We start from the raw sequence: 21394 nt of genomic DNA, 5'->3' as shown, positions 1-21394 counted from the left end.
TGCGCCGCGCGCGGTCGAAAATCGCCACAAGCCGTCTATTTTTGAGATGAAGCGCGGGGCGCCGCCTGGAGCACGATACGGGTCGATTGGGGTCGCATTGTGGTCAAATAGCATGCCTCGATCGCGCAGCGCGGCCGGGGCGCAAGAATTCACTCATTGAGGCCGGAGGTCCTGTTTGGCGGGAGGTACGATCGACAAGCCGCGTGTGTGGCGCGGCGAGACCGGCCAGACGCGAGGGCCCGCGCGCGAGCGCGAGGCGCTCGCGCGGTGCTGGCTGCGCGTGTCGTTCGCCTTCGGCCTCCTGATGTTGCTGCTCGCCGGAGGCGAGGCCTACGCGGCGAGCAAGGCGCCCAGCTATAAAGTCGAGGTGGTCGCCGAGCCGCGCGCGCTGCGCCGGCTGCTCCAACAGCACCTCGATATCTCGCGTTTCGCGAAGCGCCCCGACGTCAGCGACGACCAGTTCTCGTTCCTGATTACCGCGACGCCGCAGCAGGCGCGCGATCTCGCCGCGACGCAGGGCTATTTCTCACCGCTCGTCAGCACCGACGTGCGCACCGTCGACAACATGCGCCAGGTCACCGTGCGCGTCGAGCCGGGCCCACAGACCAAAGTCACGTCGGTCGATCTGTCGTTTCGCGGCGCGGTGCTGACCGAAGACCCGTCGCGCGAAAACGCGACGCGCTTCGCGTTCTCGCTGCACGAGGGCCAGCCGTTCTCGCAGGGCGACTGGGACGACGCGAAGAACGCGTCGCTGCGCGAGCTGCAATCGCGCCGCTACCTCGCCGCGAAGATCTACCACTCGGAGGCGCTGATCGATCCGCGCACGCACACCGCGAAGCTGTCGGTGATCTACGACAGCGGGCCGACCTTCACGATGGGCCAACTCGACGTGCAGGGCACGAAGCGCTATCCGGAACGCATCGTCCATAACGTCAATCCGATCTCGCCGGGCGACATCTACGACACGCGCACCGTCGCCGAACTGCAGCGGCAACTGCAGAACACGCCGTACTTTGCGAGCGTGGCGATCGACCTCGACAACGACCCCAGCAAGCCGCTCGACACGCCGGTGCACGTGAAGGTGTCGGAGTTTCCGTATCACAGCTTCCGCGGCGGGGTCGGCTATTCGACCGACAACGGTCCGCTCGTGCAAGGCGGCTACACGTATCTGAACACGTTCGGCGCGGCGTGGCCGTTCACCGTCGAAGGCCGCGCCGACCAGACGCAGCAATACGGCCAGGTCCAGCTATCGATGCCGCCGGGCCAACGCGGCTGGACCAACAGCGTGCTCGCGTCGTACACGACCACCGACGTCTCCGACACGCGCATCTACAGCATCCGCGGCGGCGTGCAGCGCTCGCGCACGTCGCAGTTCCTCGATTACAGCTATTCGCTGCTGTTCTACAACGATCAGCTGAACCAGAACGCCGCGCCGCCGACCCGCGCGCACGCGCTGGTGCCGGGGTGGTCTTGGACCCGGCGCGACACCGATGACCCGCTGTTCCCGCGCCGTGGCAACCTGATCCACGTCGAGGCGGGCTTCGCGGTCAAGGGAGTGCTCGCCGACCAGTCGTTCATCCGCGGCTACGCGCGCGGCCAGCAGTACTTCCCGATCGGCGACAACGACATCGTGCTGATCCGCGCCGAGCTCGGCGGCGTATTCACCAGCGGCAGCTCGAGCGGCGTTCCGGCGTCGCTGCTGTTCCGCGCGGGCGGTTCGAACTCGGTGCGCGGCTACGGCTTCCAGAGCATCGGCAACAACGTCGCCGGCTCGGTCCTGCCGACCAAATACCTGGTGACGAGCGCGGCCGAATATCAGCACTGGTTCTCGCACAACTGGGGCGCGGCCGTGTTCTTCGACATCGGCACCGCGACCGACACCTGGGGCGAGAAAATCTTCTATCCTGGCGCCGGCGTCGGCGCGCGCTGGCGCAGCCCGGTCGGCCCGGTCAATCTCGATGTCGCCTACGGGATTCGCGACAACAGGGTGCGGCCGTACATCACGCTCGGCATCGCGTTCTGACGTTTGACGACAACCCGCCACCTTATTTGCCACCGTATTCACGCATGACCACCGACGTCACCGACCCGCCCCCCGCGCAGCCGCCCGGCGCCACGCCGCCAGGACCGCCGGACGGGCAGCAGCCGCCCGACACGCCGCCGCCGAAACGGCGCTGGGGCCGGCTGCTGCTGAAGGCGATCGCGGGCACGGTGATCATGCTGGCGCTGCTGGCCGTACTCGCGGTCGGCCTGCTGTACGGCGCGCTGACGACCGAGCGCGGCACCGCGTACGCGTGGCACGCGGCCGTGAAGCTGCTGGGCGGCCGGCTCACCGGCACGCTCGACGGCGGCACGCTCGCGCACGGCGTGCAACTGCGCGACGTGCGCTGGCGCAGCCTCGACGGCAACGGCACCGACATCCAGATCGACCGCGTCGCGGGTAGCTGGGCGCTCGCGCGCGAGCCGTGGCGGTTCACGATCGATTACCTGCACGTCGGCACGATCGAGGCGCGCATGGGCCCATCGTCGCCGAGCAGCAACGAGCCGATGAAACTGCCGCAGGATCTGCAATTGCCGATGCGGCTGGAGATCCGCGACGTGCGGGTCGAGCGGCTGCTGCTGCACCAGGGCGCGTCGACGACGGAGCTCTCTAGCTTCGCGTTTCACGGACGCAGCGACGGGCGTCATCACGAGGCCGCGATCGATCGGCTCGAGACGCCGTTCGGCGCACTGACGGCAGCGGCGAAACTCGATGGCGTGCCGCCGTTTCCGCTCACCGGCGAAGTCGGTTATGCGGGCAAGGTCAACGATGAAGCGGTGCAGGTGGCCGGTCACCTGAGCGGCAGGCTCGAGCAACTGGTCGCCGAGCTCGATGCGAGTGGCATGAAGCTCGCCGGCCACGCGCGGGTCGAGGCGGCGCCGTTTGCCGCGGTGCCGTTGCAGCGCGCGACGCTGAGCTTCGATCATGTGAATCCGCAGGCTTTCGCGCCCGGTGCGCCGTTGGCCGATCTGGCGGTGCGCGCGGAGTTGCAGCCGGTGGAGTCCGGCGCGGCGGGCGCTGCCAGCGCGGCTAGCATGGCCAGCGCGGCCGAACCGTCGGCCGCCAGCCATCCGCACCACCTCTTCGGCGGCCACCACGCGCCGGCCGAACCGGCGGCGGGTTTCGCCGTCGCGGGCCACATCTCGATCGTCAACGCGAAACCCGGCGCAATCGACCAGAAACTGCTGCCGCTGATCGACGCGAACGCCGACGTGCGGCTCGACGCCCGCACGCAGAGCATCTCGAACCTGAACGTGCGGCTCGTGCGCAACGCGACGCTCACCGGGGGCGGCACGCTGAGCGGCCGGCACGGCCAGCTCGATTTGAACGTCGCGCGGCTCGACCTGAACGCGCTGCAGGCGACCGTGCGGCCGACGCAACTGTCCGGCCCGATCGGCATCCGCCTGAACGACGACATCCAGAGCCTCACGCTCGACCTCGCCGACCCCGCCGCCGCGCTGCGCGCACAGGGCAAGATCACGTTCGATCCGGCGCGCATCAGCTTCAACGACGTGCGCGTCACGTCGGGCCGCGGCCGCATCGATCTATCGGGCGCGCTCAAACACGATGCGAATTCGACCTACAACCTGAAGGCGCAACTGACCGATTTCGATCCGCTGTCGCTGACCTCGCAGATGCCGGCGCGCACGCCGGTCACGAGTTCCGCCGCGCCCGCCGCGCGCGGCGCGCGGAGCGAGCGGCAAGCGCAGGCCGCGGCGCTCGCGGGCAGCACCGCTGGCGCGAAGAGCGCGGCGCCCGGCGATCAGGCCGCGGCCATCGCGAAGAACACCGCGCAGGCCGCGGTGCAGACCGAAGTGCTCGAGCGCAGGACGCCGGCGCCCGCGCATCGCGCAGCCGCGCGCGCGGCCCCACGCCCGGCCACGCCCGCGCGCAGGATCGAGGCGCGCGTGACCGCCACGCTCAGCGCGGCCGGCGTGCTCGCGCCGGTCTTCACGACGCGCGCCGAATTCACGCTCGGCCCGAGCGTTTACAACGACCTGCCGCTGACGGGCGGCGGCATGATCCAGTTGGCCGGCTCGCGAATCCTGCCGAGCCGCGCGAATCTTTCCATAGCGGGCAATCAGGTCAATCTGCAAGGCAGCTTCGGCGCGGCCGGCGACCGGCTGCACTTCGCCATCGACGCCCCACAGCTCGATCGGCTCGGCTTCGGCCTCGCGGGCGCGGTCGCCGCCGACGGCGACGTGACCGGCTCGTTCGCGCATCCGAACGTGACGCTGAACTACAAGGCCGACAGCGTCGTGTTCGCGAGCAACCGTGTCGGTCACGCACAAGGCCACGCCGAGTTGCGCGACGGCGCGAACGGCGCACTCGCGTTCACGACCGACGCGCGCAATGTCAGCGCGGGCGGCGTCGACCTCGCCACGCTGACTGCCCGGCTGTCCGGCACACGCGCGAATCACACGCTCGAAGCCGCCGCGACCGGCAAGCTGCAGGACCGTCCGCTCGATCTGACGCTCGCCGCCAACGGCAAGCTGACCGACACGCGCGACGGCTCGCGCTGGGACGGCACCGTCACGCGTCTGCAGAATCGCGGCACGCCGGCGCTCAATCTCGAATCGCCGCTCGCGGTCAGTGCCGGGCCGGGCCACCTGACGCTCGGCGCGACGCGTCTGACGATCGAAGGCTCGGCGCTGGCGCTGAAGTCGTTCGCATTCGATCATGGCCGCATCCAGTCGGCCGGCAGCCTGACCGACGTGTCGCTCGCGCACTTGCAGGAGTTGCGTCGCCAGATCACCGGCGAGCCGCCCGCCGTGCGCACCGACCTCGTGTTCGACGGCGACTGGGACTTCTCGCTCGGCGCGACGGCGAGCGGCCACCTCGAGCTGCGCCGGCGCAGCGGCGACGTGACGGTCGAAATCGGCCGCGGTCTAGCGTCGATGGGCATTGGCGCGATCCGCGCGCGCGCCGAATTCACCGGCGGCAACCGGCTCAACGCGACCGTGCATGCGCAGGCGAGCCGCATCGGCGTGATCGATGCCGACGCGCACACGCCGCTCGTGCTGCGCGACGGCATGTTGACCGTCGATCCGCAGAGCGCGCTGTCGGGCAACGTCAACGCGAACGTGCCGTCGCTGCGCACGACGGGCGGCCTGCTCGGCCCGAGCTACCTGCTCGACGGCCGTCTCGCGCTGCAACTCGCGCTCGGCGGCACGGTCGCGAAGCCGAACGTGACCGGCTCGCTGACCGGCGACGGTCTGTCCGCGACGGTCGTGAGCCAGGGCGTGCAACTGAAGGACGGCGTCGTGCGCATCGCGCTGTCGCAGAACACGGTGGACTTCCAGCAGGTCGAGTTCCACGGCGCGAGCGGCACGCTGCGCGCGACCGGGCGCGTGCGCCTCGACAGCGCGGAGCCCGACATGACCGCGAGCATCGTCGCGGACAAGCTCGATGTGTTCGCGTCGCCGGACCGCCATCTGTCGCTGTCGGGCAGCGCGAACATTTCGAACGGCGGCGTGGAGCGCGGTCCTGTGATCGACGGCAAGTTCGTGGTCGATAGCGCGCTGTTCGATCTGCCCGAGCAGGCCGCGCCGAGCCTCGGCGACGACGTCGTGATCATCCGCCCGGACGGCACGCGCTCGGGCGGCCGGCCGCGTCCGACCGAAGGCGGTCAGCCGCCGGCCAGCCCGTTCGCGCCGCGCGCGAACATCGAGATCGGCCTCGGTAACGACTTCCGCTTCCGCGGCAAGGGCGCCGATCTCGGCCTCGCCGGCACGATCACCGCGACGAGCGCGCCGAATACGCCGCTGCGCGCGGTCGGCAATGTGCGCGTCACGCCGGGTTCGACCTACACCGCATTCGGCCGCAAGCTCGCGATCGAGAACGGCTTCTTCACGTTCAACGGGCCGGTCACGAATCCGGGCATCAACATTCTCGCGATGCGCCGCAACCAGCAGGTCGAGGCCGGCGTGCAGGTGACCGGCACGCTCCAGGCGCCGGTCGCGCGGCTCGTGTCGGAGCCGAGCGTGCCGGACAACGAAAAGCTGTCGTGGCTGCTGTTCGGCCACGGCACCGACCAGGGCAACAACCTCGGCCAGCAGAGCACGATGACGACGGCGCTCGCGCTGCTCGGCAGTGCGACGGGCGCGCGGATCGCGCAGACCGTCGGGCTCGACGAGTTTTCGATCGGCCGCAGCGACGTCGGTCTGACCGATCCGCAAGTCGTGATGGTGTCGAAGGCGATCAACGAGTGGCTCGTGATCGGCTATGAGCAGGGGCTGCAGTCGGCCAGCAATGCGATCAAGGCGACGATCAATCTGACGCGGTACTGGTCGCTGGTCGTCTACGGCGGCACGTTCTATGGCGCCGACGTGTTGTACACACGGCGCTTCGATCGGATCGCCTGGTGATGAGGGCAGCATAAAAAAACGGCACGCCTGGAAGCGTGCCGTTTTCGTCATACCTGCTTGCTGCGAGGTGGGGTGGGGCGCCCGAGCGCGCCGCGCGTTACTTCACGCGCATGCCGGGCTTCGCGCCGCTATGCGGCTCGAGCACGTAGAGGCCCGGTTCGGCCTTCTCGTCCGCGGCCGAGGCCGCCAGCACCATACCTTCGGACATGCCGAACTTCATCTTGCGCGGTGCGAGGTTCGCGACCATCACGGTCAGTTTGCCGATCAGCTGCTCCGGCTGATACGCGGACTTGATGCCCGAGAACACGTTGCGGGTCTTCTCTTCGCCGACGTCGAGCGTCAGTTGCAGCAGCTTGTCCGAGCCTTCCACCGCCTTGCAGTCGACGATTTTCGCGATGCGCAGATCGACTTTCGCGAAGTCGTCGATAGAGATGATGCCGGACTCTTCTTCCTTCGCGGCGGCGGCGGCCTTGGCGTGTGCCTTCGCCTTAGCCTTCGCGTCGGCCGCCGCCGCTTCCGGCGTGGCCTGCAGCGACTCGCGATTGGCCGCGAGCAGCGCCTCGATCTGCTTCGGATCGACGCGCGTCATCAGATGCTTGTACGCGTTGATCGGGCGCGCCGAGCTGAGCGGCACGGCGGCGTCGGCCCACACCAGTGGCTCGATGCCGAGGAACGCCTCGACCGCTTCGGCGAGCTTCGGCAGCACCGGCTTCAGCGCGAGCGACAGCAGACGGAACGCCTCGATGCTGACGCTGCAGGTCTCGTGCAGCGCGACCGCGTTGGCCAGATCTTTCGCCTGATCCCAGGGCTTCGCGGTATCGACGTAGGCGTTGACCGCGTCGGCGAGCTCCATGGTCTGACGCAGCGCGCGGCTGTACTCGCGAGCCTCGTAGTGCGCGGCGATCTGGGGCAGCGCCGCGCGCAGCGTGCCCAGCAGCGGATGGTGCATCGCGCTGTCCTGCACGCGGCCGTCGAAGCGCTTGATCAGGAAGCCGGCCGCGCGGCTCGCGATGTTCACGTACTTGCCGACCAGATCGCTGTTCACGCGCGCCTGGAAGTCGTCCAGGTTCAGGTCGAGGTCTTCCATCGTGCTGTTCAGCTTGGCCGCGAAGTAGTAGCGCAGCCATTCCGGGTTCAGGCCGGTGTCGATCACGCTTTGCGCGGTGATGAAGGTGCCGCGCGACTTCGACATCTTCGCGCCGTCGACGGTCAGAAAGCCGTGCGCGAACACGTTGGTCGGCGTGCGATGGCCCGAGAATTCGAGCATCGCGGGCCAGAACAGCGTATGGAAATACAGGATGTCCTTGCCGATGAAGTGGTACTGCTCGGCGGTCGAGCCCTTGCGGACCCACGCGTCGAAATCGAGGCCGCGCTTTTCGGCGAGGTTCTTGAAGCTCGCGTAGTAACCGACCGGCGCGTCCAGCCACACGTAGAAATATTTGCCGGGTGCGCCCGGAATCTCGAAGCCGAAGTACGGCGCGTCGCGCGAGATGTCCCAGTCGGCGAGCTTGGCTTCGCCGGCGTCGCCGAGCCACTCGCGCATCTTGTTGGTCGCTTCCGGCTGCGCAAGGCCGCCGACCCACGCGCGCAGGAAGTTCTCGCAACGCGGATCGGACAGGCGGAAGAAGTAGTGCGTCGAGGTCTTGCGAATCGGCGTCGCGCCGGAGACGACCGAGTACGGATTGACGAGCTCGGTGGGTTGATAGGTCGAGCCGCAGACTTCGCAGCTGTCGCCATATTGGTCCTTGGCGCCGCATTTCGGGCACTCGCCCTTGATGAAACGGTCCGGCAGGAACATTTCCTTGACCGGGTCGTATGCCTGTTCGATCTCGCGCGCGTCGATCAGCCCCGCTTCTTTCAGCGCGAGGTAGACGCTTTCGCTGAGCACGCGGTTTTCGTCGGAATCGGTCGAGTAGTAGTTGTCGAACGAAATGCCGAAGCTGTCGAAGTCGCGCTTGTGCTCCAGCCACACGCGATCGATCAGCTGTTTCGGCGTCAGTCCTTCTTTTTCCGCGCGCAGCATGACCGGCGTGCCGTGCGTGTCGTCGGCGCCGACGTAGTAGACCTCATGACCGTGCATTCGCAGCGCCCGGACCCAGATGTCCGTCTGGATATATTCGACCAGATGGCCGATATGAATCTGCCCGTTCGCATACGGAAGGGCCGACGTGACGAGAATCTGACGACGGCCGGACGGCGCGCCTGCGGGGAGGTCGGTGGCGGGTGCTGACATAAGGATCGGGGTGCCTGCGGTGGGACGAAACGATGATTTTAGCAGGGCGCACGCCGCACGCGGGCCAAGCGCGGCGGGCTGGACGAGCGGAGCAGAGGGGGATGGGCGCTGCGGTGAGGGACAACCGGGGGCGACGCCTCGCGAGCGAGATGTAAAACCGCGCGGGCAAAAAAAAACCGGGGTCGATAAACCCCGGAGCAACAACGACAAGAGGAGAATGGTGACGTGACGGCTTCGCCAGTCACGTACCGTAAAGACAGACCGCGGATTTTCCGTAGAGTTCGAAATTTTTTTCGATTTACCGACAAACCGGTCCGGCGGCTCATTCCGGACGCCAGCCGGGCTCGTTTGGCCGCAACGCCCGGCCGGCCCGGCGGCGCCTTCTCCTGTTGACTTGCGCTTATTGCGTCGCGTGCTGGGCGGTGGCGCGCAGGTAGATCTCGACGCGACGGTTCGCCGCACGGCCGGCTTCGGTGTTGTTGTCGGCGATCGGCTGGTTCGGGCCCATGCCGGTCGCCGACAGGCGCTGCGGCGCGATACCGCGTTGCGTCAGATAGCCGGTCACGCTCTGCGCGCGGTTGACCGACAGCGTCTGGTTGTATTGCAGCGAGCCGGTGTTGTCCGTATGGCCGACGACCGATGCGACGACTTCCGGATTCTGCTGCAGCGTCTGCGCGAGCTGGTCGAGCACCGGCGCGAACGTCGGCTTGATCGCGTAGCTGCTAGTGTCGAACGTGACCGAACTCGGGATGTTCAGCTTGAGCGAGCCGTCCGGCTGCTCGGTGATCTGCGTGCCGGTGCCCTTGGTCGCGCCCGACATGCGGTTGCGGATGTTGTCCCAGTTGTAACCGGTGATGCCGCCCACCGCGGCGCCGGTCGCCGCGCCGATCGCCGCGCCCTTGCCACCGCCGAAGATCGCGCCGAGCGCGGCGCCGGCACCGGCGCCCACGCCGGTGCCGACTGCGGTGTTGGTGCCCTGTTGGGTCGCGCAGCCTGCCACCAATGAGCCTGCCACGGCGAGTACGGCCACGCGAGTCATGATTCTTGCATTCATCTTGGTTTCCTTTCGTGTGCGAATAAACCAGCGGGTAGCGGTCAGTCTATGCACCGAACATTACGGCAACGCAGCGACCACCCAGAAAGTTCAGGAACGATTCCTGCGCCTTGCTTCGCGCGGTCCGACAGCGAAGCAGGGTCTTCGGGCACCGTCTGCCGTCAGACACTACAATAATGCCTGAACACGCAGCGATGCGACCCTACGGCGTCCCGCGTGCCCCGAAGGGTGCCCGGCACGTTAGATTTTCGCAATGCCGCATAACAATTTCTTGCAATTCCGCCGCGTGGGCGATTCGTCCATCCTCACGCCGCACCTCTTCCCCACGGAGTATCAATGAGTATCGATCGGGCTTTGGTCGACGCCGCTGTCGCGGCCGTCACTGACCCCAACACGGGCGCACCGTACGCGGCCGCGAAGAGCATCCGCAACGTGGTTGTGGAGGGCGACGCGGTCAGCCTTCAGGTGACGCTCGGCTATCCGGCGAAAAGCCAGTTCGACGCGATCCGCCAGCAGTTCGCCGACGCGCTGCGCGCGCTGCCCGGCGTCGCGAACGTGCACGTCGAGGTTTCGCAGCAGATCGCCGCGCACACGGTGCAGCGCGGCGTGAAGCTGCTGCCCGGCGTGAAGAACATCGTCGCGGTTGCGTCGGGCAAGGGCGGCGTCGGCAAGAGCACGACCGCCGTGAATCTCGCGCTCGCGCTGGCGAGCGAGGGCGCGTCGGTCGGCATTCTCGACGCCGACATCTACGGTCCGTCGCTGCCTACCATGCTCGGTATCGAGGGCCGCCCTGAATCGCCGGACGACAAATCGATGAACCCGATGACCGGCCACGGCGTGCAGGCCAACTCGATCGGCTTCCTGATCGAGGCGGACAACCCGATGGTATGGCGCGGCCCGATGGCGACCTCGGCGCTCGAACAGCTGCTGCGCCAGACCAACTGGCACGAACTCGACTACCTGATCGTCGACATGCCGCCCGGCACCGGCGACATCCAGCTGACGCTCGCGCAGCGCGTGCCGGTCACGGGCGCCGTGATCGTCACGACGCCGCAGGACATCGCGCTGCTCGACGCGAAGAAGGGCCTCAAGATGTTCGAGAAGGTCGGCATCCCGATCCTCGGCATCGTCGAGAACATGGGTCTGCACATCTGCTCGAACTGCGGCCACGAGGAGCACATCTTCGGCGCCGGCGGCGCCGAGCGCATGAGCAAGGAGTATGGCGTCGACGTGCTCGGCAGCCTGCCGCTCGACATCACGATCCGCGAGCAGGCCGACTCGGGCCATCCGACGGTCGCCGCGGACCCGAACGGGCGCATCGCGGAGATCTATCGCTCGATCGCGCGCAAGGTCGCGGTGCATATCGCCGAACGTGCGCGCGACATGAGCTCGAAGTTTCCGAACATCGTCGTGCAGAACACCTGAGCGGCCGTCCGGGCAAGGGATTAGGGGCGATCTCGATCCCTATTTTCATGAGCTCTCGCGGTATCATGTCGACTTCACGGGTTCGGCTCGGCGGCCGCAGGGGCGGCCGCCAGGCCGACAAGAGGATCGCATGGGAAAACGAATCGACGGGCACGCGGTACATGCGTTCATCGTCCTGACTGCCGGCTGTGTGCTGTTGAGCGGCTGTGGCGTCTTCCTGAGACCACAGGAAAAGCGCGCCGACGCGCAGTTACTGCCCACCGTGGGCAATCAGGCACACGGCCTCGTGACCTTTATCGAGCGCTCGGACGGCGTGCAGGTCACCTACAATCTCACCGGCTTGCCGCCCAATAGCGACCACGCGCTGCAGGTGCACGAGCGCGGCGACTGCAACGCCGCCGACGGCTCAAGCGCCGGTCCGGTGTTTTCGCCGGCGGCCGAACGGCTCAAGGCCGGCGCGCGCGTCGAGGGCGATCTCGGCAACATCCATGCGGACGCGAACGGCGTGGCCACCGGCTTCATCGTCGCGCCGGACGTCGCGCTCGACGGCATCCGCTCGGTACTGCAGCGCGCGGTTTTGCTGCACCGCGACGCGACCGATCCCTACGCGTACCCTCAGCACGGCGCTGGCACGGCCATCGCCTGCGGCGTGATTCGCCAGCAGTGAACGGCGAGCGCGCTTTCGCCGCCAGGCCACCGCTCGGTGGCATACATGACGCCATCGGCGGCAGCGATTCCGTGATCGCGTAAAATAAGCGGCCTTCGCCGGCTGAGCGCCGCAGCGCCGCCGGCAGTTTTCATCTATCTTTTCGTCACACCTGACATTCACGTCGAGCAGCGTTCACCTATGACCATCAAATCTGACAAGTGGATCCGGCGCATGGCCGAGTCGCACAAGATGATCGAGCCGTTTGCGCCCGATCAGGTTCGCGTCTCACAAGACGGCCGGAAGATTGTCAGCTACGGCACCTCGAGCTACGGCTACGACATCCGCTGCGCCGACGAATTCAAGATCTTCACCAACATCAACTCGACGATCGTCGATCCGAAGAACTTCGACGAGAAGTCGTTCGTCGATTTCAAGGGCGACGTCTGCATCATCCCGCCGAATTCGTTCGCGCTCGCGCGCACGGTCGAGTACTTCCGCATTCCGCGTAGCGTGCTGACCGTCTGCCTCGGCAAATCGACGTATGCGCGCTGCGGGATCATCGTCAACGTGACGCCGTTCGAGCCGGAATGGGAAGGGCACGTCACGCTCGAATTCTCGAATACGACACCTTTGCCTGCGAAAATCTACGCGAACGAAGGCGTCGCCCAGGTGCTTTTCTTCGAAAGCGATGAGATTTGTGAAACGTCGTACGCGGATCGCGGCGGCAAGTATCAAGGTCAGCACGGCGTCACGTTGCCGAAGACCTGACGTCGGCAGCGTCCCGACCCACCAGTTATTCGGGTGACCGCTGCGCTTTCTACATAACGCAGCGGTCGTTTTCTTTTTGGAGAATCGCCCATGAAGTTCCGTTTCCCCGTCGTCATCATCGACGAAGATTTCCGCTCCGAGAACATCTCGGGTTCCGGCATCCGGGCTTTGGCCGAAGCCATCGAGAAAGAAGGCGCGGAAGTGCTCGGGTTGACGAGCTACGGCGATCTGACCTCGTTCGCGCAGCAGTCGAGCCGCGCGTCGTGCTTCATCCTGTCGATCGACGACGACGAACTGCTGCCGTACGTCGACAACGTGGTCGTCGAAGGCGAGACACCCGAGCTAGCGGCCGCGATCGTCGCGCTGCGCGCGTTCGTGACCGAAGTGCGCCGCCGCAACGCCGACATCCCGATCTTCCTGTACGGCGAGACGCGCACCTCGCGCCATCTGCCGAACGACATCCTGCGCGAACTGCACGGCTTCATCCACATGTTCGAGGACACGCCGGAGTTCGTCGCACGCCATATCATCCGCGAGGCGAAGGTGTACCTGGATTCGCTCGCGCCGCCGTTCTTCAAGGAACTGGTGCAGTACGCGGAAGAGGGTTCGTACTCGTGGCACTGCCCGGGCCACTCGGGCGGCGTCGCGTTCCTGAAGAGCCCGCTCGGCCAGATGTTCCACCAGTTCTTCGGCGAGAACATGCTGCGCGCCGACGTCTGCAACGCGGTCGACGAACTCGGCCAGCTGCTCGACCACACCGGTCCGGTCGCGGCCTCGGAGCGCAACGCCGCGCGCATCTTCAGCGCCGACCATGTGTTCTTCGTGACCAACGGCACGTCGACGTCGAACAAGATCGTCTGGCACGGCACGGTTGCGCCGGGCGACATCGTGCTGGTCGACCGCAACTGCCACAAGTCGATCCTGCACGCGATCACGATGACCGGCGCGATTCCGGTGTTCCTGACGCCGACGCGCAACAACTTCGGCATCATCGGCCCGATCCCGCGCAGCGAGTTCGAACCGGAGAACATCCGCAAGAAGATCGAGGCGAATCCGTTCGCGCGCGAAGCGCTCGCGAAGAACCCGAACCTGAAGCCGCGCATCCTGACGATCACGCAAAGCACGTACGACGGCGTGGTCTACAACGTCGAGATGATCAAGGAGATGTTGGGCGAATGGCTCGACACGCTGCACTTCGACGAAGCGTGGCTGCCGCACGCGGAATTCCACGAGTTCTATCAGGACATGCACGCGATCGGCGCGGGCCGTCCGCGCATCGGCGCGATGATCTACGCGACGCACTCCACGCACAAGCTGCTCGCCGGCATCTCGCAGGCGTCGCAGATCGTCGTGCAGGATTCAAAGAACAGCCGCTTCGACAAGCATCGCTTCAACGAGGCCTATCTGATGCATACGTCGACAAGCCCGCAGTACGCGATCATCGCTTCGTGCGACGTCGCCGCGGCGATGATGGAAGCGCCGGGCGGCACCGCGCTCGTGGAGGAATCGATCGCCGAAGCGCTCGACTTCCGCCGCGCGATGACCAAGGTCGACACCGAATACGGCGACGACTGGTTCTTCAAGGTGTGGGGCCCGGACCAGTTCGCCGAGGAAGGCATCGGCTCGCGCGAAGACTGGATGCTGCGTCCGGACGACGCGTGGCACGGCTTCGGCCCGCTCGCCGAAGGCTTCAACATGCTCGACCCGATCAAGGCGACGATCGTCACGCCGGGTCTCAACATGGACGGCGGCTTCGACGACACCGGCATTCCCGCGGCGATCGTCACGAAGTACCTGGCCGAGCACGGCATCATCGTCGAGAAGACGGGCCTGTACTCGTTCTTCATCATGTTCACGATCGGCATCACGAAGGGCCGCTGGAACTCGATGGTGACCGAGTTGCAGCAGTTCAAGGACGACTACGACACCAACCAGCCGCTGTGGCGCGTGCTGCCCGAGTTCGTCGCGCATCATCCGATGTACGAGCGTGTCGGCCTGCGCGATCTGTGCCAGCAGATCCACGGCGTATATCGCGCGAACGACATCGCGCGTCTGACGACCGAGATGTACCTGTCGAGCATGGAGCCGGCGATGAAGCCGTCCGACGCATTCGCGAAGCTCGCGCACCGCGAGATCGACCGGGTACCGATCGACGAACTCGAAGGCCGCGTCACATCGATCCTGTTGACGCCGTATCCGCCGGGCATTCCGCTGCTGATTCCGGGCGAGCGCTTCAACAAGACCATCGTCAACTACCTGCGTTTCGCGCGCGAGTTCAACGAGCGCTTCCCGGGCTTCCATACGGATATCCACGGGCTCGTCGGCGAAATGGTCAACGGGCGCATCGAATATTTCGTCGATTGCGTGCGCATCTGACGATGGCGTGGGTGAAGTTGCTGACGGGCCTGCCCGCCATCGGGCGCTGGCGGCGCGGGGCCGGCGTGCTGGCGTTCGCGCTCGCGGCCGGCACGCTGGTGCTCGGCGCCATCGCGAGTCCGGCGGCGCATGCCGAAGTGGCCGCCGCCGATCCGATCGATGCGGCGATGCGCACCTGTCTCGCGCGCGCCGACATGTCGACGACGATCGGGCAGGTGCAGTGCATGGACAATGCGCGCATCGGCTGGATGGCCGCGGTCGATAGCGCGTACCAGCAGTTGCTCGCGAAGGTGCCGCCCGCGCGGCGCAGGCTGTGGGAAAAGAGCCAGTCGAGCTGGCTCGCGTCGCGCGATGCCGAGAAGCAGTTGCTCGCCGCGGTCTTCGCGACGACCCAGGGCTCGATGTACGTGCTTTCCGAAGCCGACATGCAGCTGCAGCCGGTACGCGACCGCGCGCTCGTGCTGCGCAGCGCGCTCGCCGATGCGAGCGGTCCGGCGCCGCGCCGGCCGCGCGCGTGCAACGCCGATGCGCGCTGCGAACACGCGATGTTTGATCTGAACCGCTACTACCGTGTGCTCGAATCGAAGATGCCGGCGAAGTCGCGGCCCACGCTGGTGCACGCGCAACGCGCGTGGAATGCGTATCTGACGGCATCGACGCCGCTCGTGGACGAACGCGGACGAATCGACATCATCGGCGCGCGCGTCGCGACGATCAAACGGCTCTCCGAAACGGCCGGCAACCACTGACGGCCGCCGAGCGGCGCGACCCGCCGCAGCTTCAATCCCATTGAACACCGTCTGCGCGCGGCTGCGGCGGCGCGAGCGCCGGCTCGCCGCGCAGATCGCGCATCGCATCCTCGATGATCGCGGACATCGTGTTGAGCGCGAGGTCGTTGTCGTCGGTGCCGAACGGCTCTTCGAGCTGCGACGCGATCGCTTCGTGCGCCATGAACGTGTACGCGACGAACACCGCGAACACCGGCGTGAAAATGCCGATGCTGTTGACGAGCCCGAACGGCAGCGACGCGCAGAAGAAGTACACGGTGCGGTGGATCATCACCGAATACGCGAACGGCAACGGCGTCGAAGCGATGCGCTCGCAGCCGCCGATCACGTCCGATAGTCCGTTCAGATTGCGGTCGAACGCGAGCACCGTGATCGGATCGAGTGCGCCCGCGCGCGCCGCGCGCTGCACCCATTCGCCGAGGCACAGCATCAGCGTGGCCGGCTTGTAGCGCGATCCCATTACACGTTCGAACAGTGCGCCCGGCAGCCGCGCGGCAAGGTCGTCGCGGGCTTCGGTCTTGCGCAACTGGTGACGCAGCGCATGCGGAAGCGCGCTCAGTATCGCCAGAAACGCGGCGGCTTCCTCTTTGGGCAATTCGCGCGACGGCAGCGTCAGCGCCTGGCGCGTCAGCGAGCGCGACTCATTGAGCAATTGTCCCCACAGCTTGCGCGCTTCCCACCAGCGGTCGTAGCTCGCGTTGTTGCGAAAGCCGAGAAACACCGCGAGCGCAATGCCGACCAGCGAGAACGGCGCGATCGAGTTCAGGTTCAGGCTGACGGGCAGCAGATGATCGTGCGCGGCGAGCGCAATGATCGAGATGACAAAGATCAGGAAAAGCCGCGGCAGCAACTGCGGCAGCACCGAGCCGCGCCACGCGAGCAGCATGCGGAACCAGTGGAGATGCGGGCGAATGATCATGGACGCGCGGTTCGTCTGAAGCGATAGAGCGCTTATTATCGATCGCTTTTCGCGTCCCCCGAACAGAAAAACCCGCGGCGTGCGCATCACAGACGATGCACACGCCGCGGGTTCGTTCACCGCAAGCGCAGCGGGACAGCAGCTAACCGCGCGTCAGTCGCGCGCCGACGAAGCCGCGCCGTGGCTCAGCCAGTCGAGTACGGCCGTTGCGTCGTCGTCGGCGCCTTCGCGCGCTTTCTCGACCGTCTCGGCCACCTCATCGCTCGGCACCGCGCGGCGAATCGCCACGCCGACCGCCAGAATGTCGATCATCACGAGGTGCAGGATGCGCGAGATCATCGACAGTTGCGACTCGCGAATCTCGATGTGATCGGTTTCCAGCGCGACGGTCGCGCGCTTCGCGAGCGGCGTGTTGCTCGAGGTGATCGCGATCACCTGCGCGCCGGCCTGCATCGCGACGTCGAGCACGCGCAGCAGCTCGGGCGCGCGCCCCGACTTCGACACCGCGACGATCACGTCGCCCTTGCCGAGCAGCGCGGCCGAGGCCGCCTGCATGTACAGGTCACCATACGCGATGGTCGGAATGCCGAAGCGGAAGAATTTGTAGTGCGCGTCCTGCGCGACGATGTTCGAATTGCCGAGCCCGTAGAACTCGATGCGCCGCGCGCCGTTCAGCAGGTCGATCGCGCGCTCCACGTGCTCGAAGTTCAGATGCTCGCGCAACTGCAGGATCGCCGACACCGTGTTGTCGAGCACCTTCGCGCCGAAATCGGTCGCGGTGTCGCCGAGATGCACCTGGCTGTGGCTGACCGGAATCGTGCCGGTCAAGCCGGTCGCGAGCTTCAGCTTGAAATCCGACAACCCCTGGCAGCCGAGCGAGCGGCAGAAGCGGATCACGGTCGGCTGACTGACGTCGGCCTTGCGCGCGATGTCGACGATCGGATCGTTGATGATCGAACGCGGATGGTTCAGCGCGAGATCGGCGACGCGGCGCTCGGCCGGCGTCAGCGCGTCGCGCATCTGGCGAATCCGCTCGAACACCGCCGACGAGCTGCCGCCCGCGCGGTTCGACAGCTGCTCCGCGAGAATCGCCGATACGCCGAGAAACGCTGGGTATTCGGCGGTGATCACATAGGTCGGCACGTTCTGCAGATACGCCTCGAAGCGGCCCTTCGCCTCGAAGCGCTTGCGGAACGACGAACGCGCGAACAACTCGCCGAGGCGCGGCACCACACCGCCGCCGATATAGATGCCGCCGAGCGCGCCGAGCGTCACCGCGATATTCCCGGCGAAGGTGCCGAGAATGCCGCAGAACACGTCGACCGATTCGGCCGCGAGCGGCTCGCCTTCGTGCGCGCGCTTGACCACCTCGGCCGGATTGACGCTGGCCGGCACGCGTTTCTTGTCGCGGCCCGCGAGCGCGCGATAGATCACCTCGAGGCCCGGACCCGCGGCCACCCGTTCGAACGACACGTGCGACCACTTCTTGCGCGCGTAGTGCAGCACGATCTCTTCGCGTTCGTCGGCGGGCGCGAAGGTGGCGTGGCCGCCTTCGCTGCCGAGCGCGATCCAGCGGTCGTCGGCGGGGATCAGGCCCGACACGCCCATGCCGGTGCCGGGGCCGAGCAGGCCGATCACGCTGTTGGGCCGGCGCTGGCCGCCGCCCACCTGCACGCGCTGCGTGTCGGTGAGACCGGGCAGCGCCATCGCGAGCGCGGTGAAGTCGTTGACGACGAGCAGCGTGTCGAAGCCGAGCGTGCGGCGCGTCGCTTCGATCGAAAAGGTCCAGTCGTGATTGGTCATGCTGACCTGGTCGCCGTCGACCGGGTTCGCAATTGCGATCGCCGCGTGATTGACGCGGCCGATCTTCGTGTCCTTCAGATACTTCTTGATGACGTCGGCGACGCTCGGATACTCGGCGCAAGGATAGACCTGCACCGAACCGATTTCGCCAGGGCCCGTCTCGAGCGCGAAACGCGCATTGGTACCGCCGATGTCGGCCAGCAGCCTCGGTCCATCGGCGTGCTGGGCCGCCCCCGGCACAGCTTTAGTTTGCACACCAGTAGACATCGAGTCTCACTCCCTTGTCGTTTGCCAGTTGCGAGATGGCATTTTTTTGTAGCGCAGCGGATGCGGCGTTGAGCACGTCCATCTTGCGCGGTCCTGCGATCAGCAGAAACAGATGCTTCACGTCCTTCAGCGCGGACAGCGACCAGCTCACCCGCGCGTGCGGCGCGGCGCCCGGATGCACGGCGACGAAACGCTCGGTCGTGGTGATCGCGTGATCCCATTCGGGCGCGTCGGCGAAGATCGACGCGGTGTGGCCGTCTTCGCCCATGCCCAGCACCGCGACGTCGGGCGCCGTGGCAAAGCGCGCGTCCGCGTTCAGCGCGGCGACGTGCGAGTGCAGATCCTGGCTGGTGTCGACGAGCGGCCAGAAGGTCGCTTGTTGCGCGGCGTTCTGCAGCAACGTGGCGCGCGCGAGCTGCGCGTTGCTCGCGCTATCGGTCTCCGGCACCCAGCGGTCGTCGACCAGCGTGATCGCGATGCGGGGCCAGTCGAACGTCTGCGTCGACAACGTTTGCAGAAACGGACGCGGGCTGCTGCCGCCGGACACGGCCAGCATGGCCGGGCGCGCGAGCGGGGTTGACGTGCCGGTGCCGGCTGCCTGTGCGGCAAGCGACGCATGTAACGCATCGCCCACCGCTTTCGCCAGCGCGTCGGATTGGGCGCGCTGGTCGTCGAAAGCGTGAAGCTCGATCACTTCTCCTCCGTGCTGCATTCTTGTTGGATCTGCGGAATCAGCCTGACTGCTCTCGCGCGATGCCTGCATGGCGGGGTGGCCCGCAGACGCCTGACGCGATACCGGCGCGACTCCGTTCAGTTCGTCGGTGGTGTTGCCGTCGCCGCGCGCCGAGATGTTCATCGCGCGCGGCGCCGTCCGTCAATTCATCAAACTCAATTCTCTTCTTCGAGCCAGCAGGTGCCGTGCTGGGCGAGCATCGCGCTCGCCGCGGCCGGTCCCCACGTGCCCGCCGCGTACGGCTTGGGCGGCTTGGTGGAGGCCTTCCATTCGTTCAGGATCGGCTCGACCCAACGCCACGCGGCTTCCTGTTCGTCGCGCCGCACGAACAGCGCGAGGCGCCCGTGAATCACGTCGAGCAGCAGCCGTTGATACGCCTCCATCTGGCCTTCGCGGAAGAACCGGTCGAACGCGAGATCGAGGTATACGCTCGCGAGGTTCATACCCTCGCCGGGCTGCTTCGCGAGACAGTACAGACGGATCGTCTCGTTCGGCTGCAGCCGGATCACGAGGCGGTTCGCACCCGCGCGCAGCGCCGACGCGCCAAGCGCCGAATGCGGCACCGCACGGAAATTCACGACGATCTCGGCGACGCGATCGGCGAGCCGCTTGCCGGTGCGCAGAAAAAACGGCACGCCGGCCCAGCGCCAGTTCTCGATCTCGACCTTCAGCGCGACGAAGGTCTCGGTCGAGCTATCCGGCTTCACGCCTTGCTCGGTCGCGTAGGCCGGCACCGTGTTGCCGCGGATCACGCCCGAATGATACTGGCCGCGCACCGCGACCTTGCCGATTTCCTGCGAATCGACCGGTTTTAGCGCGCGCAGCACGCGCAGCTTTTCGTCGCGAACCGAGTCGGAGTCCATCGAGTGGGGCGGCTCCATCGCGACGATCGACAGCAGTTGCAGCAGGTGGTTCTGCACCATGTCGCGCAGCGCGCCAGTATTGTCGTAGAAATCGCCGCGCGCTTCGACACCGAGTTCCTCGGCGATCGTGATCTGGATGCTCTCCACCCACTCGCGGCGCCACAGCGGTTCGAACAGCGCATTGCCGAAACGCAGCGCGAGCAGGTTCTGCACCGGCTCCTTGCCGAGGTAATGGTCGATCCGGTAGATCTGCTCTTCCGCGAAGATTTCGCCGACCGCGTCATTGATCGCATTCGACGACTTCAGATCGTAGCCGAGCGGCTTCTCGAGCACGATGCGCGCGTTGTTATTCAGACCCACCGCGGCGAGCGCATGGCAGATCGGCACGAACAGCGACGGACCGGTCGCCAGATAGAACACTCGGATGCCGGGCATATCCTGGATCGCGTCGCGCAGTTGCGCGAAGTCATCCGGATTGCCGAGATCGATCTTCACGAACTCGATGCGCGCGAGGAAGCTCGTCCACGCGGCTTCGTCGAGGCCGTTTTTCGACACGTGCGGCTTGACGTGCCCCTCGACCCACTGCAGGTACTCGCCGCGATCCGCGATGTGCCGCGCGACCGCGACGATCTTGCCGTTGTCGGCGAGCATGCCGCCCGCGCGGTGCGCCTCGAACAGCGCGGGCAGGATCTTGCGCATCGACAGATCGCCGGTGCCGCCGAAGAGAACGAAGGTGAAGCTTGAGTCGGTATGCATGAGTCTCCGTCGATGTCCTGAAAGGCCGCCGCGCTGATCGGACACTGCACGTGCAGCGACCCGGAAAAGCGACCGTAGTCCAATAAAATATTTTTTGACACTGAATTGTAGTTTAACTACAATCCAAATCAAGAGGTAGCGTTAATTCGAAGAAAAAGAGCGTGCGCTGTGCAGACGAAATGCACGCTTTTTGCGAATCGGCGGGCGTCCCCGGCATGCGAACGGACAATGGGGCAACGCTTTCCGGTACGCGCCAGCAGGGTGCCGGCGGACCTTACGGAAAGTCGGGGAGTCGACGGGCCTGCGGATCGTTTCCGTGGCCGACGTCAGGCTGGCGTCGGATTGGTGTATG

At 66.4% G+C, this 21394-nt stretch carries 13 protein-coding genes; 7 read left to right on the top strand and 6 right to left on the bottom strand.

Annotation, left to right across the window (positions count from 1 at the left end; genetic code table 11):
* The first annotated feature begins 175 nt into the window (after positions 1–175).
* Together VSR82_RS19480 and VSR82_RS19475 are read left to right on the top strand one after the other, a co-directional pair.
* Positions 176–2023 carry an autotransporter assembly complex protein TamA gene (locus tag VSR82_RS19480; RefSeq protein WP_429460612.1) on the top strand — a complete coding sequence of 616 codons (1848 nt, stop codon included), beginning with the start codon at positions 176–178 and terminating at the stop codon, positions 2021–2023.
* Between the two features lie 44 nt (positions 2024–2067).
* Complete coding sequence (locus tag VSR82_RS19475; protein ID WP_429460610.1) at positions 2068–6408, top strand: translocation/assembly module TamB domain-containing protein; 4341 nt, start codon at positions 2068–2070, stop codon at positions 6406–6408.
* 97 nt (positions 6409–6505) lie between these two features.
* Here VSR82_RS19475 and metG read toward each other — a convergent pair whose 3' ends face one another.
* Positions 6506–8641 carry a methionine--tRNA ligase gene (gene metG, locus VSR82_RS19470; protein ID WP_429460608.1) on the bottom strand — a complete coding sequence of 712 codons (2136 nt, stop codon included), beginning with the start codon at positions 8639–8641 and terminating at the stop codon, positions 6506–6508.
* Between the two features lie 400 nt (positions 8642–9041).
* Complete coding sequence (locus VSR82_RS19465; RefSeq protein WP_013088720.1) at positions 9042–9695, bottom strand: YiaD family glycine zipper/OmpA-like lipoprotein; 654 nt, start codon at positions 9693–9695, stop codon at positions 9042–9044.
* Positions 9696–10031: 336 nt separating this feature from the next.
* On the opposite strand from VSR82_RS19465, the gene apbC reads away from it, so the two are divergent.
* The 5 genes from apbC (at position 10032) to VSR82_RS19440 (ending at position 15662) form a co-directional block, all read left to right on the top strand.
* Positions 10032–11120 carry an iron-sulfur cluster carrier protein ApbC gene (apbC, locus tag VSR82_RS19460; RefSeq protein WP_429460605.1) on the top strand — a complete coding sequence of 363 codons (1089 nt, stop codon included), beginning with the start codon at positions 10032–10034 and terminating at the stop codon, positions 11118–11120.
* A gap of 130 nt (positions 11121–11250) precedes the next feature.
* The gene (locus VSR82_RS19455; RefSeq protein WP_018431686.1) at positions 11251–11787 is read left to right on the top strand and encodes a superoxide dismutase family protein; all 537 of its coding nucleotides are present in this window, start codon (positions 11251–11253) and stop codon (positions 11785–11787) included.
* Positions 11788–11967: 180 nt separating this feature from the next.
* Positions 11968–12537, top strand: a complete 570-nt coding sequence (dcd, locus tag VSR82_RS19450; protein ID WP_013088723.1) for a dCTP deaminase — start codon at positions 11968–11970, stop codon at positions 12535–12537.
* A 90-nt stretch (positions 12538–12627) separates the two neighbouring features.
* Positions 12628–14913, top strand: a complete 2286-nt coding sequence (locus tag VSR82_RS19445; protein WP_018431685.1) for an arginine/lysine/ornithine decarboxylase — start codon at positions 12628–12630, stop codon at positions 14911–14913.
* A 2-nt stretch (positions 14914–14915) separates the two neighbouring features.
* Positions 14916–15662, top strand: coding sequence for a lysozyme inhibitor LprI family protein (locus VSR82_RS19440; RefSeq protein ID WP_429460600.1), 747 nt, complete (start codon positions 14916–14918; stop codon positions 15660–15662).
* 31 nt (positions 15663–15693) lie between these two features.
* Here the strand turns inward: VSR82_RS19440 and VSR82_RS19435 are convergent, their stop codons facing one another.
* The 4 genes from VSR82_RS19435 to zwf form a co-directional block, all read right to left on the bottom strand.
* A complete protein-coding gene (locus tag VSR82_RS19435) occupies positions 15694–16620 on the bottom strand; it encodes a bestrophin family protein (RefSeq protein ID WP_368584521.1) in 927 nt (308 codons plus the stop codon).
* A 153-nt stretch (positions 16621–16773) separates the two neighbouring features.
* Positions 16774–18690: a bifunctional transcriptional regulator/glucokinase gene (locus tag VSR82_RS19430; RefSeq protein ID WP_368584522.1), complete on the bottom strand. Its 1917-nt coding sequence runs from the start codon at positions 18688–18690 to the stop codon at positions 16774–16776.
* Entirely contained in the window at positions 18668–19384 is a 717-nt protein-coding gene (pgl, locus tag VSR82_RS19425; protein WP_368584523.1) for a 6-phosphogluconolactonase, read from the bottom strand. Before pgl ends, VSR82_RS19430 begins: the two co-directional genes overlap by 23 nt.
* A gap of 194 nt (positions 19385–19578) precedes the next feature.
* Positions 19579–21042 carry a glucose-6-phosphate dehydrogenase gene (gene zwf / locus VSR82_RS19420; RefSeq protein ID WP_368584524.1) on the bottom strand — a complete coding sequence of 488 codons (1464 nt, stop codon included), beginning with the start codon at positions 21040–21042 and terminating at the stop codon, positions 19579–19581.
* Between the last annotated feature and the right edge of the window lie 352 nt (positions 21043–21394).

Source organism: Burkholderia sp. JPY481 (genome assembly GCF_038900515.1).
Classification (GTDB): Bacteria; Pseudomonadota; Gammaproteobacteria; order Burkholderiales; family Burkholderiaceae; genus Paraburkholderia; species Paraburkholderia youngii.
The sequence above is the reverse complement of the archived record's forward strand: the minus strand, read 5'-3'. Positions and strand labels throughout refer to the sequence as shown.

Coding starts and splice junctions, on each gene's coding strand:
- dcd (WP_013088723.1), top strand. CDS start 11,968: ATGACCATCAAATCTGACAAGTGGATCCGGCGCATGGCCGAGTCGCAC.
- VSR82_RS19455 (WP_018431686.1), top strand. CDS start 11,251: ATGGGAAAACGAATCGACGGGCACGCGGTACATGCGTTCATCGTCCTG.
- VSR82_RS19445 (WP_018431685.1), top strand. CDS start 12,628: ATGAAGTTCCGTTTCCCCGTCGTCATCATCGACGAAGATTTCCGCTCC.
- VSR82_RS19435 (WP_368584521.1), bottom strand. CDS start 16,620: ATGATCATTCGCCCGCATCTCCACTGGTTCCGCATGCTGCTCGCGTGG.
- apbC (WP_429460605.1), top strand. CDS start 10,032: ATGAGTATCGATCGGGCTTTGGTCGACGCCGCTGTCGCGGCCGTCACT.
- VSR82_RS19430 (WP_368584522.1), bottom strand. CDS start 18,690: ATGTCTACTGGTGTGCAAACTAAAGCTGTGCCGGGGGCGGCCCAGCAC.
- zwf (WP_368584524.1), bottom strand. CDS start 21,042: ATGCATACCGACTCAAGCTTCACCTTCGTTCTCTTCGGCGGCACCGGC.
- VSR82_RS19465 (WP_013088720.1), bottom strand. CDS start 9,695: ATGAATGCAAGAATCATGACTCGCGTGGCCGTACTCGCCGTGGCAGGC.
- VSR82_RS19475 (WP_429460610.1), top strand. CDS start 2,068: ATGACCACCGACGTCACCGACCCGCCCCCCGCGCAGCCGCCCGGCGCC.
- VSR82_RS19440 (WP_429460600.1), top strand. CDS start 14,916: ATGGCGTGGGTGAAGTTGCTGACGGGCCTGCCCGCCATCGGGCGCTGG.
- metG (WP_429460608.1), bottom strand. CDS start 8,641: ATGTCAGCACCCGCCACCGACCTCCCCGCAGGCGCGCCGTCCGGCCGT.